At 60.4% G+C, this 15091-nt stretch carries 17 protein-coding genes; 14 read left to right on the top strand and 3 right to left on the bottom strand.

The annotated features are described in order from the left end of the window. Positions 1–8 precede the first annotated feature (8 nt). The 7 genes from AC53L6_RS19200 to ribD all read left to right on the top strand — a co-directional run bounded on the left by AC53L6_RS19200 (position 9) and on the right by ribD (position 4300). Positions 9–464, top strand: a complete 456-nt coding sequence (locus AC53L6_RS19200; protein WP_299204749.1) for a thiol-disulfide oxidoreductase DCC family protein — start codon at positions 9–11, stop codon at positions 462–464. Positions 465–481: 17 nt separating this feature from the next. Further along, positions 482–1030, top strand: coding sequence for a DUF4166 domain-containing protein (locus AC53L6_RS19195; RefSeq protein ID WP_496908990.1), 549 nt, complete (start codon positions 482–484; stop codon positions 1028–1030). A 39-nt stretch (positions 1031–1069) separates the two neighbouring features. Then, positions 1070–1480 carry a secondary thiamine-phosphate synthase enzyme YjbQ gene (locus tag AC53L6_RS19190; protein ID WP_299604580.1) on the top strand — a complete coding sequence of 137 codons (411 nt, stop codon included), beginning with the start codon at positions 1070–1072 and terminating at the stop codon, positions 1478–1480. Between the two features lie 64 nt (positions 1481–1544). Next, positions 1545–1970 (top strand): hypothetical protein, encoded by a 426-nt coding sequence (locus tag AC53L6_RS19185; protein WP_496908989.1) that lies wholly within the window; start codon positions 1545–1547, stop codon positions 1968–1970. A 216-nt stretch (positions 1971–2186) separates the two neighbouring features. Continuing rightward, positions 2187–2615, top strand: a complete 429-nt coding sequence (locus AC53L6_RS19180) for a hypothetical protein (protein WP_299604575.1) — start codon at positions 2187–2189, stop codon at positions 2613–2615. A 123-nt stretch (positions 2616–2738) separates the two neighbouring features. Continuing rightward, the gene (nrdR, locus tag AC53L6_RS19175; RefSeq protein ID WP_299043536.1) at positions 2739–3206 is read left to right on the top strand and encodes a transcriptional regulator NrdR; all 468 of its coding nucleotides are present in this window, start codon (positions 2739–2741) and stop codon (positions 3204–3206) included. Further along, positions 3203–4300 carry a bifunctional diaminohydroxyphosphoribosylaminopyrimidine deaminase/5-amino-6-(5-phosphoribosylamino)uracil reductase RibD gene (gene ribD / locus AC53L6_RS19170; RefSeq protein ID WP_496908988.1) on the top strand — a complete coding sequence of 366 codons (1098 nt, stop codon included), beginning with the start codon at positions 3203–3205 and terminating at the stop codon, positions 4298–4300. The genes nrdR and ribD overlap by 4 nt, the downstream gene beginning before the upstream one ends. On the opposite strand, the gene AC53L6_RS19165 is transcribed toward ribD, so the two are convergent. The 3 genes from AC53L6_RS19165 to AC53L6_RS19155 form a co-directional block, all read right to left on the bottom strand. Next, positions 4297–6309 (bottom strand): capsule polysaccharide biogenesis protein, encoded by a 2013-nt coding sequence (locus AC53L6_RS19165; protein WP_496908987.1) that lies wholly within the window; start codon positions 6307–6309, stop codon positions 4297–4299. The genes ribD and AC53L6_RS19165 overlap by 4 nt on opposite strands. A gap of 5 nt (positions 6310–6314) precedes the next feature. Beyond that, positions 6315–7451, bottom strand: a complete 1137-nt coding sequence (locus AC53L6_RS19160) for a polysaccharide biosynthesis/export family protein (RefSeq protein ID WP_299204769.1) — start codon at positions 7449–7451, stop codon at positions 6315–6317. 147 nt (positions 7452–7598) lie between these two features. Further along, a complete protein-coding gene (locus tag AC53L6_RS19155; protein WP_496908986.1) occupies positions 7599–8891 on the bottom strand; it encodes a capsule polysaccharide biogenesis protein in 1293 nt (430 codons plus the stop codon). 153 nt (positions 8892–9044) lie between these two features. Here AC53L6_RS19155 and AC53L6_RS19150 point away from each other — a divergent pair, with 153 nt between their 5' ends. From AC53L6_RS19150 to plsY, 7 genes are all read left to right on the top strand, one after another. Next, positions 9045–9632, top strand: coding sequence for a riboflavin synthase (locus AC53L6_RS19150; protein WP_299204775.1), 588 nt, complete (start codon positions 9045–9047; stop codon positions 9630–9632). 206 nt (positions 9633–9838) lie between these two features. Beyond that, positions 9839–10960, top strand: a complete 1122-nt coding sequence (gene ribB / locus AC53L6_RS19145) for a 3,4-dihydroxy-2-butanone-4-phosphate synthase (protein WP_299204778.1) — start codon at positions 9839–9841, stop codon at positions 10958–10960. After that, positions 10960–11502, top strand: a complete 543-nt coding sequence (locus AC53L6_RS19140) for a 6,7-dimethyl-8-ribityllumazine synthase (RefSeq protein ID WP_496909087.1) — start codon at positions 10960–10962, stop codon at positions 11500–11502. The genes ribB and AC53L6_RS19140 overlap by 1 nt, the downstream gene beginning before the upstream one ends. Continuing rightward, the gene (nusB, locus tag AC53L6_RS19135) at positions 11499–11966 is read left to right on the top strand and encodes a transcription antitermination factor NusB (protein WP_299604560.1); all 468 of its coding nucleotides are present in this window, start codon (positions 11499–11501) and stop codon (positions 11964–11966) included. The genes AC53L6_RS19140 and nusB overlap by 4 nt, the downstream gene beginning before the upstream one ends. Positions 11967–12434: 468 nt before the next feature. Next, positions 12435–12710 (top strand): amphi-Trp domain-containing protein, encoded by a 276-nt coding sequence (locus tag AC53L6_RS19130; RefSeq protein ID WP_299204784.1) that lies wholly within the window; start codon positions 12435–12437, stop codon positions 12708–12710. A gap of 435 nt (positions 12711–13145) precedes the next feature. After that, positions 13146–14450 (top strand): dihydroorotase, encoded by a 1305-nt coding sequence (pyrC, locus tag AC53L6_RS19125; protein ID WP_299604555.1) that lies wholly within the window; start codon positions 13146–13148, stop codon positions 14448–14450. Next, positions 14451–15065: a glycerol-3-phosphate 1-O-acyltransferase PlsY gene (plsY, locus tag AC53L6_RS19120; RefSeq protein WP_496908985.1), complete on the top strand. Its 615-nt coding sequence runs from the start codon at positions 14451–14453 to the stop codon at positions 15063–15065. The last annotated feature ends 26 nt before the right edge of the window (positions 15066–15091 follow it).

Genomic DNA, 15091 nt, shown 5'->3' with positions numbered 1-15091 from the left:
GATAACTCATGCCACGCCTGATCCCGTTGTCACCTGACCTGATGGACCGACTGAACCAGCGCGACGTGATCGTGTTTGATGGCGAATGCGTACTGTGTTCGGGGTTTTTCAAGTTCATGCTGCGCCATGATCGTCGCCAGCGGTTTGATTTCGTTCTGGCGCAATCGCGGCTTGGGGCCGACCTTTACAGGTCGCTGGACCTGCCAACGGACGATTTCGAAACCAACCTCGTTGTCGTTGACGGGCAGGTACATCAACGGCTCGACGCCTTTGCCGCCGCTATGCGCTGCCTCGGATGGCCGTGGAAAGCGTTGTCAGTCTGCCGGTTTCTACCCGGCGTCATCAAGAACCCACTCTACCATCTTATCGCGCGTAACAGGTATGCCATCTTCGGTCGCTACGACACCTGCATGATGCCCGATGCGGGCCTGCGGTCGCGGTTCATTGCAGGGGGCTGGACCTGACCGGTGCGGTCCTCAGCGTGTTGGGGGATCGGGCGCGGGACCTGCCTGCTGCCTTGCGGGCCTTTCACAGGGGTGAATGTGACGCCGCCTATATCGGGACTGTCACGGTTCGGCAGGGCAACGCATTGGTTCGGCTCCTGTGCCGGTTGGGTGATTTCCCTGCGCCAATGACCAAACGACCCATGCGCATGTCGATTGCTTGCGGATCAAAGGGCGAACGGTGGAACCGTGACTTCGACGGGCATATCCTGTCCTCAACCATGCGGCAGGTGTCGCCCATAAAGGTCGCAGAACGGTTCGGCCCCTTCGAGGTGCATATGTGTCCGTCCGTCACGCAGGCTGGCCTTAACATGCCGGTCACGGGAATACGCATGTTTGGCGTGCCCTTGCCGCGCCGCCTGTTCCGCGGGAGCGGCGGGCGTGAAGCGGTGGACAAGGACGGGCAGATCACCTTTCATGTGTCATCCAGGGTCATGGGGCTTGGGTGCGTTATCGACTACAACGGCACCCTAATGCGGGCATCCGATACGATGAGCTTGAGAGGCGGCGCTCAAGGCGACATGTGACGGTTTGCAACCCATCTGTATCCGGCGCAGGATCAAGTCATGCAAACGACCTTTCAGATCACCACAGCCGGGCAGGGGCTCTACGAATTCACCCGCGACGTGACGAACTGGTGCACGGGCGACGGCCTGCTGACGCTCTTTGTTCAACACACCTCCTGTTCCCTGCTGATCCAGGAAAACGCCGACCCCGAGGTGCAGACGGACCTGAAAAACTTCTTTGCGCGCCTCGTGCCGCCCACCACGGACCCGTCCATGTCCTACCTCACCCACACCTACGAGGGACCGGACGACATGCCAGCGCATATCAAGGCGGCGCTGCTGCCCGTCAGCCTGCAAATTCCGGTGCAGCACGGACAACCACAGTTGGGCACCTGGCAGGGGATCTACCTGTTCGAACATCGCGATGCACCTCACCATCGCCGGGTTGTTGCGCATCTGGGCCTCACGTGACCAAAGGTGATTTGGGGCCACGTCGTCGCTGGTCTATGCTGGCCTTACAAAGCGGAGAAGCCCCATGCGCCCACGCACCCTGATCCTGATCTTCCTCGCCATCCTGCTGCCCACCACGGTGCTGGCACAACGGTTTTTCCTGCGCGAAATCATTATCATTCCTGTGCGTCCTATCGACACCGACACATTCGAAGTGATCGAGAATGATGGCGCAGGCGGTACACAGATGTGGTGTGCCGCGGGAAAGTACGTGCGCGATTACCAGCGGCAACGCGGAGGCAGCATCACTGTCCTCACCCCGCGGGCGTCCTCGGTCGCCTATCCCGGGCGCAAAAGCGTGATGTTCACCACCAAGCCCGTCGAAAACAGCATCAGCTCGACCTCGCAGGGCGTGCGCACAGCGGGCCAGACGTTCAGCACGACCCATGCAAATGCGCTTTGCCGGTCCCGCCACGATTTGTACATCAAGGTGCGCGTGCTCGTACCCTGACCCGAAAGGTCAAGGCTTGCGGCCAACATGCAAGGCTCCGCATCGTGACAAAGCGCGTTTCTGCGCGGCGTTTTCATCACCTCGGTCCCAAAGGCGGCCAACCTGCGCATGGGACTTTAGTGCAATCGCCTTTGACCGGTTGAAATCCATGTCGCCGTAAGGTGATTTTCATTTCAGTGCAAGCTTCCTACATCCTTTGAACAAAGGAGATACCCGATGTTCAAACCTATTGCCCTTGCCATTGCCATAACGTTGCCGACCTTGGGACATGCCCAGGATTTCGCTCGCCGAGAAAGATTCACGATTCCGGTCAACCAGATCGACGGCACCACGTTCGAAGTCATCGAGGCCGACGCGGCAGGTGGCACGCAGATGTGGTGCGCGGCGGGTATCTATGCCCGCAATGTCCTCGGCGTGCGGGGCGGTGACCTTTACATCGCGCAAGGACGCGGCGACGCGCAGACAGCGCCGGGCCGCAAGGGGGTGACGTTCAGCACGCAACCCGTGCCAAACGCATTCTCCTCTGTCAGCCAAGGGGTGCGTCGCACGGGTAAGGTGTTTTCCATGGCCCATGCGTATGCGTTGTGCCGTAACCTGCCGTTCCTGAGGGTCCGCATCTCGAACAACCAGCTTGTACGGCGCTAAGGTTGGCACCGCTTATGTAGCGGTGTCATTTCCCCTCTACCCAAAACTTGGACAACCGCCTATAGTTTCGTGGAACGGGGGAAAACCCCTACTACAGGCGGGACTGAAACAAGGGGATGGGCGATGCGCTGTCCGTTTTGCGGCAATATTGACACACAGGTAAAAGACAGCCGACCGGCGGAGGATCACGTTTCGATCCGGCGCAGGCGCTTCTGTCCGGCGTGCGGTGGGCGGTTTACCACATATGAACGTGTGCAACTGCGCGACCTGGTGGTCATCAAGTCCAATGGCAAGCGCGAGGATTTCGACCGCGACAAGCTCGAACGCTCCATCCGCATCTCGATGCAGAAGCGGCCCATCGATCCCGAACGCATCGATCAGATGATCTCGGGCATCGTGCGGCGCCTTGAAAGCATGGGCGAAACCGACATCCAGTCCAAGCAGATCGGCGAGATCGTGATGGAAGCGCTAAACCGCATCGACACGGTGGCCTACGTTCGCTTTGCCAGCGTTTACAAAAACTTCCAGGCGGCGGATGACTTCGACAAGTTCGTGGCCGAGCTGCGACCAGACACTCCATCAGACGAGTGAGCAAAGCGGAGGATATCCGCTTTATGTCACTGGCGCTGTCCCTCGGGCGGCGCGGAATGGGGCAAACGGCCCCGAACCCCGCCGTGGGCTGCGTGATCGTCAAGGACGAACGTATCATAGGGCGGGGTTGGACCCAGCTGGGCGGCAGACCCCATGCCGAAACCGAAGCGCTCGCGCAGGCGGGCAGCGATGCGGCAGGGGCTACCGCCTATGTCACCCTTGAACCTTGCGCCCATCACGGCAAAACCCCCCCCTGTGCTGAGGCGCTAGTGGCCGCAGGCATCCGTCGCGCCGTGATCGCCATGCGCGACAGCGACACACGGGTGGACGGGCAGGGCATCGCGATCCTGCAAGCAGCGGGGATCGAGGTGACCACCGGCATCTGCGAGGCCGAGGCCGAGGCCGACCATATCGGTTTTACCCTGCGCACCGAACAGGGCCGTCCGTTCGTGACCCTCAAGCTCGCCAGCAGTTTCGACGGGCGCATCGCCACCGGCACAGGTGAAAGTCAGTGGATCACCGGGCCGCAAGCGCGCAGGTGTGTTCACGCCATGCGCGCCCGACACGATGCGGTGATGGTTGGTGGTGGCACGGCGCGGCACGATGACCCGTCTCTGACGGTGCGCGGCTTTGGTGATGTGCCGCAACCCACCCGTGTGGTCGTGTCACGCAGGCTGGACCTGCCGCTTATGTCCACATTGGCCCGCACGGCCAAGGACGTTCCCGTTATCCTGTGCCACGGGCGCGACGCCGACCCGATGCTTCAGGACACATGGCGTGATCTGGGCGCAACCTTGCTGCCTTGCGGCACATCCGGGGCTCAGCTTGATCCGCGGGACATATTGCAGCAGTTGGGCAGCCACGGAGTCACCCGCGTGTTCTGCGAAGGGGGCGGCGCACTTGCCGCATCCCTGATTGAGACGGATCTGGTGGACGAGCTTGTGGGCTTCACCGCCGGGTTGGTGATCGGTGCCGAAGGGTTGCCGAACATCGGCGCGCTTGGGCTGGACACGCTCGCCGCTGCGCAGCGCTACACCCTGAAATCAGTGTCCCGCATGGGGGCGGATGTGTGCCACAGATGGGCGCGCGTCTAACGCCACAGATGCGCGCGACTGGCCAGCAGGCCCTGCAGCTTTGACAGCACCCGGTTGGCAAATCCAGGTCTTGGCAAAGGTCCGTTGCGCAGCCGGTTGACAACAACTTCGACCGGGCAGGCGGTGCCGGTCACGGGGTCGAAATAACGCGGATAGTCAATTAGGGTGGCGTGCACCAGACCGCTGAGCGGAATGTCCTCGCGCCGTCGGGGCGGCACATCGCCAAGATCCTCGGTCAGCCCCCATCCCGCATAGAAAGGTGCACCTGTTGTCACGACGCGCACACCGCGCAGCAGAGCCTCGAAACCGGTCAGTGATGTCATGGTCCACAGCTCGTCCACGCGCGCCAACAGGGCCCCGATGTCGGCCTGCGTGGCAACCACATCAGCCAGCGCTCCAGCGTCGCACGCACCCTCACGCAGACCAGCCTCCACATCCGGGTGGGGCTTGTAGATCAGGATGTCGTCTGGCCGCGCGACCCGTGCCGCCTCAAGCAGCGCTGCGTTGGTGCACACTTGGCCGGCCCCCAGCCGGATTGACGCATCATCCTCGACCTGCCCGACCACCAGAACGCGCCGCCCGGCGGGCAAGTCGGGCACGTCACCTGACAGGTTGTACTTGCTCAAACCCTCCTCGGTCAGGCTGCGTATCAGCCGTTCCACGCGCTGTGTCTGATCCGGCCGCAAGCTGCGGCGCGCGCGGATCAGATGCTCCAACCGGCTGGGGCGCGCAGGGTCATAGTAAATCCCCAGATCATCCGTGACCAGGGACAGCGGCGGGATCAACGCGGCGCCCAAACCACGCGAGCGCAGGAATCCGTCCTCGACCCGAACGGCATTCTCGTGGCTCACATCCGCCTTGCCTGCCCACACCATCCAAGGGCGGTCCATCGCGCGGGCGCGACCGGGGTCATCCTGAAAGCGCACCGGCGCATAGCGACCAAAAACGTTCTGCAACGGTTGCCGCTTCCAAAGCCGCATGCCGCTGGCGACCCACCCCTTGTGATCAGCACGCCACGCGCGCGTCTCTGCAGCCAGCGCTTCCATCGTTGTGGCAAGGTCGCACAGACAATCACGGTGCGGATCGTACCATGTCGGGTAAAGGATCATGGCCCCGGCAAACAGTTGTGCACGGGTCAGCGTGCGCTGGCGGCGCTGCACCGGAAACTCGTCTGTCGTTAGCCCCCATCCCGCATAGAAGGGCTGGCCGAACACGCGCGGCTTGTGGCCCGCGATGATCGCCTCGAACCCCAGCCCGGACGAAACGGTGTAGACGGCCACCGCCCCCTCCATCAGGGCCCATGGGCTCACCGGGTCCGAAAAAAGCGATACACGATCGTTGCAATCATCTTGGCTGAAGTAGCCTTCGCGAAAGCCCTGTAGGGTTTCCGGGTGCGTCTTGATCATGATGCGGGCGCCGGGGTGTTCATCCTGCGCGACAAACAGCATTTCGAGAAACCGGTTCCGATCAGCCCCACATGCCGTCACCGATGCGTCCCTTCGCGTCTGGTCAATCACCAGAACATAACCGGGATCGGGCACCGGGGCGCTGGGATCAAAGCCGGTGTATTTGCTTAGGTGTGCCTCCTGCATCCGCGCCATTGCCCCGCGTGCCGTGTTCAGGATGACTGTGTCGTCCAGCGGATCTGTGGCCAGTATCTCTTCAAGGTCGGACGGGGTAGATGGATCAAAATGCACCCCCTTATGATCGATCAGAAGCCCCATTGGCGGACTTCCCGCGCGACCGGGTAGGACAGAGCGCAAGAACGCATCCTCAACCCGCACCAGGTTGGCGTCGCGCCGGTTGGCGACGGATTCGCCCCGATGGGCCGTCGGCGAGTTACCCCAAACACCCACCATCCCGTCGGGCTGGGGCAGACCAAGCGCGATGTCATAACCCGCAAGCTCGACAATACGCCGCACACGCCCGCGGGCCAGGAAACCACCGTTGTAAACGTAAAGCCGCCGGGCCTTTTCGGGTCCGGCGGCGGAGTCGTTTGACCGTTTCATCGGTGTCAGTTGCCAGTCACACCATTGGCAAGCGTGTTGACGCCTGTGATCGGTGTCGTGATCGACGTGATGATCTTGGCGAATTGGGTGTATGGCGCTTCAGTTACATAAAGCGTGTCGCCGTCGCGGATTACGAAATCACGGGCCTGGAACATGCCGTTGGGCTGCGTGAGATCCAGAACATAGACCAGACGCTGGGCGCCAATCAGGTCATCGCGTCCCAATACGACATTGGCCACTGCGGCAGGCTCGTTTCGGAACACGAAAATCCCAGTCGGGTCCGACGTATTGGTTTGCAGCCCACCCACTTGGGCAAGAGCTTCAAGCGCGCTCAGGGTTTGACTTTCAAAGGGTACGCGGGCCTGTCCGCCAGTGGCACCCAATGCTGTAAAGGCGCGGGTGTCTTCCTCGACCAGCACGCGATCCCCGCCACGTAGGGCGATGTCCAGCTCGGGGTGATCATAGATATCCTGGAACCACACCTGGCTGCGCACATCACCACGGATTACGGTGACACGTGCAATCTCGGGCACGATGGTTACGCCACCAGCCCGGGCAAGCATGGTCGACAACGTGCGCGTTGGGCGCTCAATGGCATAGACACCCTGCGCGCCGACAGAACCGATCAGCGACACGGTCGATCCGTCCCCGGCCACCCGGCGCACCTGCACCTGCGGGTCGGGTGTTTGGTCATCAAGTTTCGTGGTGATGATCCGGCGAATGGCATCCGGTGTATTGCCAGCAGCGCGGATTCGGCCCGCATACGGGACAAAGATGAAACCGGCGCCGTCAACCTGCACCTCTTCTAAGATGGTCGAATTCAAAGATTCTCCAGCCAGCAGACCATCGTCAACGTTTTCCCAGATGGTCAGGCCCAGAACGTCGCCCGGTTGGATGGTGTCTGATCCCAGTACGCCTGCATTCCGAAACGCGTCTGAAAAACCAAGAGCCGGGGTAACAGCGGTGGCTTCGGTCACTCGGTCATTGACCGATACGATGAACGCATCGCCCTCGCGCTGGACCGAGCCGGAGAAAATCTGACGTTTGTTCGGGCCGATCTGCGGCAAACCGCAAGAGGCCAGAATCCCTAGAAGGGCCAACGACGCACCCACGCGCGCCCAGCGGAACGGTTGGAAAATCACTGCTCGGTCTCCTCGACCTGTTTTTGTTCTGCCTCGAGTGCAGGTTGATCCGCACCCATTTTTGTATTTGCGACGGTTTTCCGAAGCTGATTTGTCGTCAAGCTACCGGAGTCCCGTAATAAAATCTAGCCATAGGGGTTGTGGTGGTCAGGTTACCAACCGCAACTGTTGCCTTGGGGCCGCGGTGCCCGATGCCAGCGCATCGTAGGGATCGTCCGGCGAAAGCATCATGTCGACAACCTGGCGCAACAACTGGCGTCGGCCACGGGCCGAATAGAAACCGCCAGCGATTTGACTGGTTTCCAGCAGGTAGCGGCGATAGTCCCGGTATGCGCGGTTGTCGGGACGGCTCGCCCCGGTAAAGAAGGCTGGCAGGGGTTGATCACTTACAAATTCGGGCTTTGCGAAAACGGCTTTGCCGAAGACCTTGAGCGGAATGCCGCGCCACAACACCTGTTGTGCAGCCGTAGAATTCACGGTGACCGCGCTGCGGGCATCATTCAGAAGCTGCGCCAGCTTGCCGCCACGCACGTAATGAATTCGCCCCTGCAGGCCCAGTTCCCGGGCCAATGTTCGAATGGTTTTGCGGATCGGCGCACGCCCGTCTTCCAGGGGGTGCGCTTTGATGACAAGGTGATGATGGGCCAGGGCGCCTTCGGCAAAGCCGCGGATCACAAGGTCCAGGAACTCTTGCATGGTTTTGAAGGGCGAGTGTTCCTGAAAGCTGCTGTCATGTTCCAGCTGAAGTAACGCGAGGTGATACGGGAACCCACCGTACCGGATACGCAACGTGGCTTGCACCCTATCCATGGTTTGGATCGGCATCAGAAACAAGCGCTTGAGATACAGCTGAAATTCACGCGAGACGCTTAATGCACGATGCGGTTGAAAGTTGCGATAACTGCCATTTCGGAACATCACAAACCAGTGGTACAGCGCGCCGTAAAATATGTGTTGACGCATGTCGCCCCAAGTGCTGGGAGGCAGCGGCGCCTCCATGTCCGACAGGGCCAGCGCTTCCTGCATCTGGGTTACTGACATGTCCATTAGGCGTGAATGGCCATTGGAGCCGCCGCGTTCGTAGGTGACCCAGTAGGGACGCATGTAGCCTTCCTCGAAGACGTGTACGGTGATGCCGCGCCGCTTGGCCTCGGCCACAGCTTGCGCGTGGATGGGGCGCACATCACCGTAAAGAACGACGTCGGTCACGCCCTTGTCGTTTAGCAGTTGGGAAAACGTGGAGGGCCACTCGGCGGTAGTGCCGGTGAAGGGGATGTAGCTGCTGCGATTAAACCAGAACGCGCGATCACCCGCGTTGAACCCGACACGCCACACGGTTGTCCCCGCACGGCGCAACATCGCGCCAAGGCGGTTGAAAAATGGGCCATGGGGTCCCTGCAGAAACAGGAACACCCTGTCTTCGGGGGCGTGCAGTGTCATCTGGTCCCTGATACTCGGCAATGTCTTGACCCATGATGAACACCTGACTGGGGCGGATTTATGGCTCAAGCGATAAAAATCTGCAACTTCTGTGACACTTGCCCTTGGTGATATGCACAGTTACCTCAGGTCAGAACGGCAAGGAGCGCAATCATGTTTACGGGCATTGTCACCGATATCGGTACCATCACGGATCTGAAGCAAGAGGGCGACCTGCGTGTGCGCATCCAGACAGGATATGACACGTCGGGAATCGATATGGGGGCATCCATTGCCTCTGACGGGGTTTGCCTAACTGTCGTCGACCTTGGTCCGGACTGGTACGACGTGCAGGTAAGCGCCGAGACGGTCTCAAAAACCAACCTGTCGGCCTGGGCCGTTGGGCGCCGGGTGAATCTGGAACGTGCGCTGCGCGTCGGCGATGAACTGGGCGGGCATATCGTATCAGGTCACGTGGACGGCGTGGCAGAGGTGGTGTCCGTTGTCGATGAGGGCGACAGCACGCGGGTGCAGTTGCGTGCCCCGGATGATCTGGCGCGTTTCATTGCGCCTAAGGGATCCGTCGCGCTGAATGGCACGTCCCTGACGGTGAACGAGGTGCAGGACGCCATCTTTGGCATTAATTTCATCCCGCATACTAAAGAGGTGACAACATGGGGCGATGTTGCAGTCGGGGATGCGGTCAACCTCGAGATCGACACACTCGCCCGTTATGTCGCGCGGCTGGCAGAGGCGGGTTGATCCAAAGAACAGGCTGCATCCCGCGTCATTCCGGACGCACCTTTCCCTCGTGCTCGCATCATGGGAGGCGAGGGCGCAGCGGCGGATCGGGCCTTCGGGGAGGATGTTTTGGAGCAGGGGAAGGACGCAGACCCTGCGCGCGCCGTAGCACTGGTATTGATATGCGCGATCCTCTATGTCGCGGACAATGCTGCCACAGGTGACCCATGAGCTTTGAGACCCCCGGGCCGGTCGAGACTGACCTCGCCGCTGCCATTTCGCCCATCGAAGAGATCATCGAAGAGGCGAAGTACGGCCGGATGTTCATCCTGGTCGACCACGAGGACCGCGAGAACGAAGGCGACCTGGTGATCCCCGCCAATTTTGCCGATGCGGCTGCCGTGAATTTCATGGCGACCCACGGGCGCGGGCTGATCTGTGTGACCTTGCCCGCCGAGCGGATCGACGATCTGGGCCTGCCCATGATGGCAATGCACAATTCCTCGCGCCACGAGACGGCCTTTACCGTGTCCGTGGAAGCACGCGAGGGCGTAAGCACCGGCATTTCGGCCGGCGACCGTGCCCTGACAATTTCGACGCTTGTGAACCCGCAAGCCACGTCTGCCGAACTGGCAACGCCCGGGCACGTGTTCCCACTGCGCGCTCGCAAGGGCGGCGTCCTGGTCCGCGCGGGTCATACGGAGGCGGGCTGTGACGTGTCGCGGCTGGCCGGGCATTACCCATCCAGCGTCATCTGCGAGATCATGAACGAAGACGGCACCATGGCCCGGTTGCCCGATCTCGTGGATTATGCCGCCAAGCACAAGCTCAAGATCGGCACGATTTCCGATCTCATCGCCTATCGCCGCCGCCACGACAACCTCGTGGTCGAGACGGACCGCCGCATGGTAACCTCTCAGCATGGTGGCGACTGGGACATGCGGATTTTCACCGACCAAACCTATGGCATCGAGCACGTGACCCTGTCGAAGGGAGATCTGACAACGGATGAACCGGTGCTGGTCCGCACGCATGCACTGACTGAAGTGACGGATATTCTGGGTCTCAGCGACAAGCCCGTGGGCGAGTTGCCCCGCGCGATGGAGTTGATCGCCGCCGAAGGGCGCGGCGTTGTCTGCCTCTTCCGCGAGCCGCGCAAGTCACTCTTCACTGATGAAGAGGCGGGCCCGCGCATCGTCAAGAATACGGGCCTTGGCGCCCAGATGCTGTCGAACATGGGCCTGTCGCGCCTGATCCTTCTGACCGATAGCCCTCGCACCACCTATATGGGCATCGACGCCTACGGGCTTGAGATCGTCGGCACCCGCCCCATCCTCGGAGAGAAATGATGGCATCCATAGACCACCACGTGCTGGACCGCCCCAGCTTTGATGATCCGACCAAGCTCCTGATCGTCGTGTCGCCCTATTACAAACAGATCGCAGACAACCTCGTGTCCGGCGCTAAGGTCGAGATCGAGGCCGCAGGCGCTACCTGGGATCTTGTGGAAATGCCGGGCGCGCTTGAGATCCCCACCGCCATCGGCATCGCCGAACGCCTGTCGAACTTTGACGGTTACGTGGCGCTGGGCTGCGTGATCCGGGGCGAGACGACGCATTACGAGACGGTCTGCAACGACTCGTCCCGCGCCATCCAGCTTCTGGGCCTTCAGGGCCTGTGCATCGGCAACGGCATTCTGACGGTCGAGAATACCGAGCAGGCCGAAGTGCGCGCCGATCCCTCAGGCCAAAATAAAGGCGGCGGGGCCGCCGCTGCGGCCTTGCACCTGATCGCGCTCAGCCGTAAGTGGGGCCGCTCCAGCAAGGGGGTCGGGTTCAAACCGGCCACCGAATACCAGCTGGCATCCAAGACAGGATCCACGACCGCATGACCCTTTCGGGCAACCAGAAACGCAAGATGCGCTCGGCCGCGCGTCTCTATGCCGTGCAGGCCCTGTTCCAGATGGAACAGACGGCGCAGACCGTCGATCAGATCAAGGTCGAGTTCATGGACCACCGCTTTGGCGCGTCCTACGAGGGCGACGAGATGACCGAGGGCGACCCGGACCATTTTGCGCGGGTCATGGACGACGCGGTGAACTACCAGGCGCCGATCGACCAGATGACGGACCGGGCGCTGGTAGCGAAATGGCCGATTGCGCGGATTGACCCGACATTGCGGGCGCTGTTCCGGGCGGCAGGGGCTGAGTTTCGCGATACCGCGACGCCGCCCAAGGTGGTGATCGTGGAATATGTGGATGTGGCGCGGGCATTTTTTCCGGAAGGGAAAGAGCCGAAATTCGTGAACGCGGTGCTGGACCACATGGCGCGGGAGGCGCGACCGGAAGCGTTTTGACGCAAGTTTTCGAACGCTTGCGCTTGAGATGAACGCGGGGTGGCCATTGCCGGATAACACCCTGCTTTGCGCCAAAATTGCAAACGCGCGAGAAAGTTTTGCCTAGGTCATCCCTCGTTTGTTTGTCGTTTTGATTTGCCAGATTGTTGTGCAGCGTCGATCCTCCAATGGGGCGTGGATGAGACGAGACCAAATCGTCTTGTGGATACGAGATGGTCTCATAGCGGGCGCTTCTACTGTGCGCTGCTGCACGCCCACACACCTGAGGTATCAGGGGGGTCACTTCAGCTAGGTTCCGGTGGCGCGTCTGGGCTGTATTGGTTGCGTGGCTCACCAAGCATTGCTTGAACCACGTCACTCCAAACCCCAATTCATAATTGAGTTGAATAACCTCTCGCGTTGCGACGCATTTAGGCGGGGGAACTTGTCGTCTCTCAACCATCCCACGAAATAATTGAGGAGTCAGAAATGGGACGTGAAATCACTCTGTTCAGCAGCAAGGAAGCAAAGAGCCGTGGCGAAATCGCGACTTTCTTGCGCGGCCTCGCAGACCGCCTTGATGCGGCCGAGGTGATCCTGCGGAAAGGTCAGGATGAAATCGTGCTGAGCTTGCCCGATCGAATGATGCTGGAGTTGAAAGTCGAGGACGAGGAGAAGCGACACAAAGGCATTCAACACAGCCTTGAAGTCGAGATGAAGTGGTATGACGGTGACGCACCAACCGGCCCTGTCGAGTTGGGTTAAGACCGGCCAGCAACCGGAAGCGCGCATTTGTTTACTTCATGGCTCAATAGCTGCTCGGTAATTACCGCCAATCACTTGGACGAGTAAGTGCGATACGGACTGCTCTGCCGCAGGGTCCCTGAGACCTTTGGCAAAACGCCGTGCGTTGCTTTTTGAGGCCTGAACTGGTGTTCCAAACTCGATCCAACCGTACCGTCAAATGAGCTGCTGAGGGTAGTCCGCCCTTATGACACCCACCATTTGAGGCCGCTCTTGCGCAGTTCGCTGGACAAAATGGTTGCTTTGTCCGACAAGGCGACCGGGGTCTCGGTTTCGGAGCATCATGCCAGTCTTTCTCTGTGTCAAAGCGGGCTTCATTGCCTTGTTTACAAGAGGTAGTCATTGCTTCCTCCGACTGCTGAACCGGGATCAAGCCACACTGACGCGGGGCTCAGCATGACAGATATCCTGTTCAACAACGCCAAACTGGTGGACCCCGAAGCGGGCACAGTGACCACGGGGTCGCTTGTCGTGCGCGCTGGAAGGATTGCGGAACGGCTCACGCAAGACACTGAATTGAATGCTGAAAAAACTGCAACTGCAAACTTCTCACAGGTTGTCGACTGCCAGCGCAAATACCTGGCGCCGGGCATCGTAGATGTCGGTGTGAAGGTGTGCGAGCCTGGGGAGAGGCACAAAGAAAGCTTCGGGTCTGCAGGGCTCGCGGCGGCAGCTGGCGGGGTTACTACAATGGTCACCCGTCCCGATACCGACCCGGTCATCGACAATCCCGAGACCTTGGAGTTCGTGATCCGCCGTGCCCGTGAGGCAGCACCAGTTAATGTTCTGCCCATGGCTGCCCTGACAAAGGGGCGGCAGGGACGCGAGATGACCGAGATCGGCTTTCTGTTGGATGCCGGCGCTGTCGCCTTCACCGACTGCGATCAGGTGATCGCTGATAGCAAGGTCTTTGCCCGCGCCTTGACCTATGCCCGTTCGCTGGGTGCATTGGTGCTCGGGCACCCGCAGGATCCCGGGTTGAGCGCAGGCGCTGCGGCCACATCGGGCAAGTTTGCGTCGCTTCGCGGCCTTCCTGCTGTGTCACCCATGGCCGAGCGCATGGGACTTGATCGGGATATCGCGATGGTCGAGATGACTGGAGCACGCTACCACGCTGATCAGATCACTGTCGCGCGTGCACTGCCGCCGCTGGAGAGGGCGAAAAACAACGGGTTTGACATCACCGCGGGGACGTCCATCCATCATCTCGCGCTGAATGCGCTGGATGTGTCCGACTACCGCACATTTTTCAAGATCAAGCCGCCTCTGCGAGACGAGGAGGATCGCGTGGCGATAGCCGAAGCAGTTCGGACCGGCCTTATCGATGTCATCAGCTCAATGCACACACCGCAGGATGAAGAGAGCAAGCGTCTGCCCTTCGAAGCGGCCGCGTCTGGTGCAGTCGCGCTTGAGACGTTACTGCCTGCTGCAATGCGCCTGTTTCACGCCGACCAAATCGACCTGCCTACATTGTGGCGTGCCATGTCGCTGAATCCCGCCAAACGCCTTGGGCTTGAAACCGGGCGGCTGGCTGTGGGCGCCCCGGCGGACCTTGTTCTTTTTGACCCGCATGCGCCGTTCGTGATGGATCGTGCCACACTGCATTCGAAATCGCGCAACACCCCATTTGACGGGGCACGGATGCAGGGTAAGGTTTTGGAAACCTTTGTCGCTGGACGATCCGTATACAAAAGAGACTAAATGCCCCTTCTTGAAAGCACACAAGCAACACTGGCCCTGTGGGCAGTGATTGGTTACCTCCTTGGGTCGATCCCTTTTGGTATGGTTTTGGCGCGGGTTATGAACCTCGGAAACCTGCGCGAGATCGGATCTGGCAATATCGGCGCCACCAATGTCTTACGGACGGGCAACAAACTGGCAGCTGCGCTGACTTTGGTGTTGGACGCCGGAAAGGGGGCCGCAGCGTTGCTGCTGGCTCGAATGATTACGGGAGCAGAAGACGCAGCACAGATAGCTGGGCTCGCTGCGATGCTGGGCCACTGTTATCCAGTCTGGCTGAGCTTCAAAGGCGGTAAAGGTGTTGCGACCTTTCTTGGTTTACTGACAGCACTACACTGGCCCGTCGGGTTAGGGGCCTGCATTGCGTGGCTTATCGGTGCGGGACTGTCGCGCATTTCGTCGATGGGTGCGCTGGTCGCAGCCGCTTCATGTACATTCCTGATGATGTTTCTCGGCGCGCCAGATGGACTGCTCCTGGGGATCATCCTTACGCTTCTGATCTTCTGGCGGCACCGCGAAAACATTCGTCGCATCAAGGCGGGCACTGAACCGAAAATCGGTCAAAAGAACGTGTAAGTGACTTCGCGGTTCTGTCTACTTTT

Source organism: Tateyamaria sp. LSS28 (assembly GCF_059611725.1).
The sequence above is the reverse complement of the archived record's forward strand: the minus strand, read 5'-3'. Positions and strand labels throughout refer to the sequence as shown.

Excerpts from the sequence above, each read along its gene's own strand:
- AC53L6_RS19200 (WP_299204749.1), top strand. The coding sequence starts at position 9 with ATGCCACGCCTGATCCCGTTGTCACCTGACCTGATGGACCGACTGAAC.
- AC53L6_RS19190 (WP_299604580.1), top strand. The coding sequence starts at position 1,070 with ATGCAAACGACCTTTCAGATCACCACAGCCGGGCAGGGGCTCTACGAA.
- AC53L6_RS19185 (WP_496908989.1), top strand. The coding sequence starts at position 1,545 with ATGCGCCCACGCACCCTGATCCTGATCTTCCTCGCCATCCTGCTGCCC.
- AC53L6_RS19180 (WP_299604575.1), top strand. The coding sequence starts at position 2,187 with ATGTTCAAACCTATTGCCCTTGCCATTGCCATAACGTTGCCGACCTTG.
- nrdR (WP_299043536.1), top strand. The coding sequence starts at position 2,739 with ATGCGCTGTCCGTTTTGCGGCAATATTGACACACAGGTAAAAGACAGC.
- AC53L6_RS19165 (WP_496908987.1), bottom strand. The coding sequence starts at position 6,309 with ATGAAACGGTCAAACGACTCCGCCGCCGGACCCGAAAAGGCCCGGCGG.
- AC53L6_RS19155 (WP_496908986.1), bottom strand. The coding sequence starts at position 8,891 with ATGACACTGCACGCCCCCGAAGACAGGGTGTTCCTGTTTCTGCAGGGA.
- AC53L6_RS19150 (WP_299204775.1), top strand. The coding sequence starts at position 9,045 with ATGTTTACGGGCATTGTCACCGATATCGGTACCATCACGGATCTGAAG.
- ribB (WP_299204778.1), top strand. The coding sequence starts at position 9,839 with ATGAGCTTTGAGACCCCCGGGCCGGTCGAGACTGACCTCGCCGCTGCC.
- AC53L6_RS19140 (WP_496909087.1), top strand. The coding sequence starts at position 10,960 with ATGGCATCCATAGACCACCACGTGCTGGACCGCCCCAGCTTTGATGAT.
- nusB (WP_299604560.1), top strand. The coding sequence starts at position 11,499 with ATGACCCTTTCGGGCAACCAGAAACGCAAGATGCGCTCGGCCGCGCGT.
- AC53L6_RS19130 (WP_299204784.1), top strand. The coding sequence starts at position 12,435 with ATGGGACGTGAAATCACTCTGTTCAGCAGCAAGGAAGCAAAGAGCCGT.
- pyrC (WP_299604555.1), top strand. The coding sequence starts at position 13,146 with ATGACAGATATCCTGTTCAACAACGCCAAACTGGTGGACCCCGAAGCG.
- plsY (WP_496908985.1), top strand. The coding sequence starts at position 14,451 with ATGCCCCTTCTTGAAAGCACACAAGCAACACTGGCCCTGTGGGCAGTG.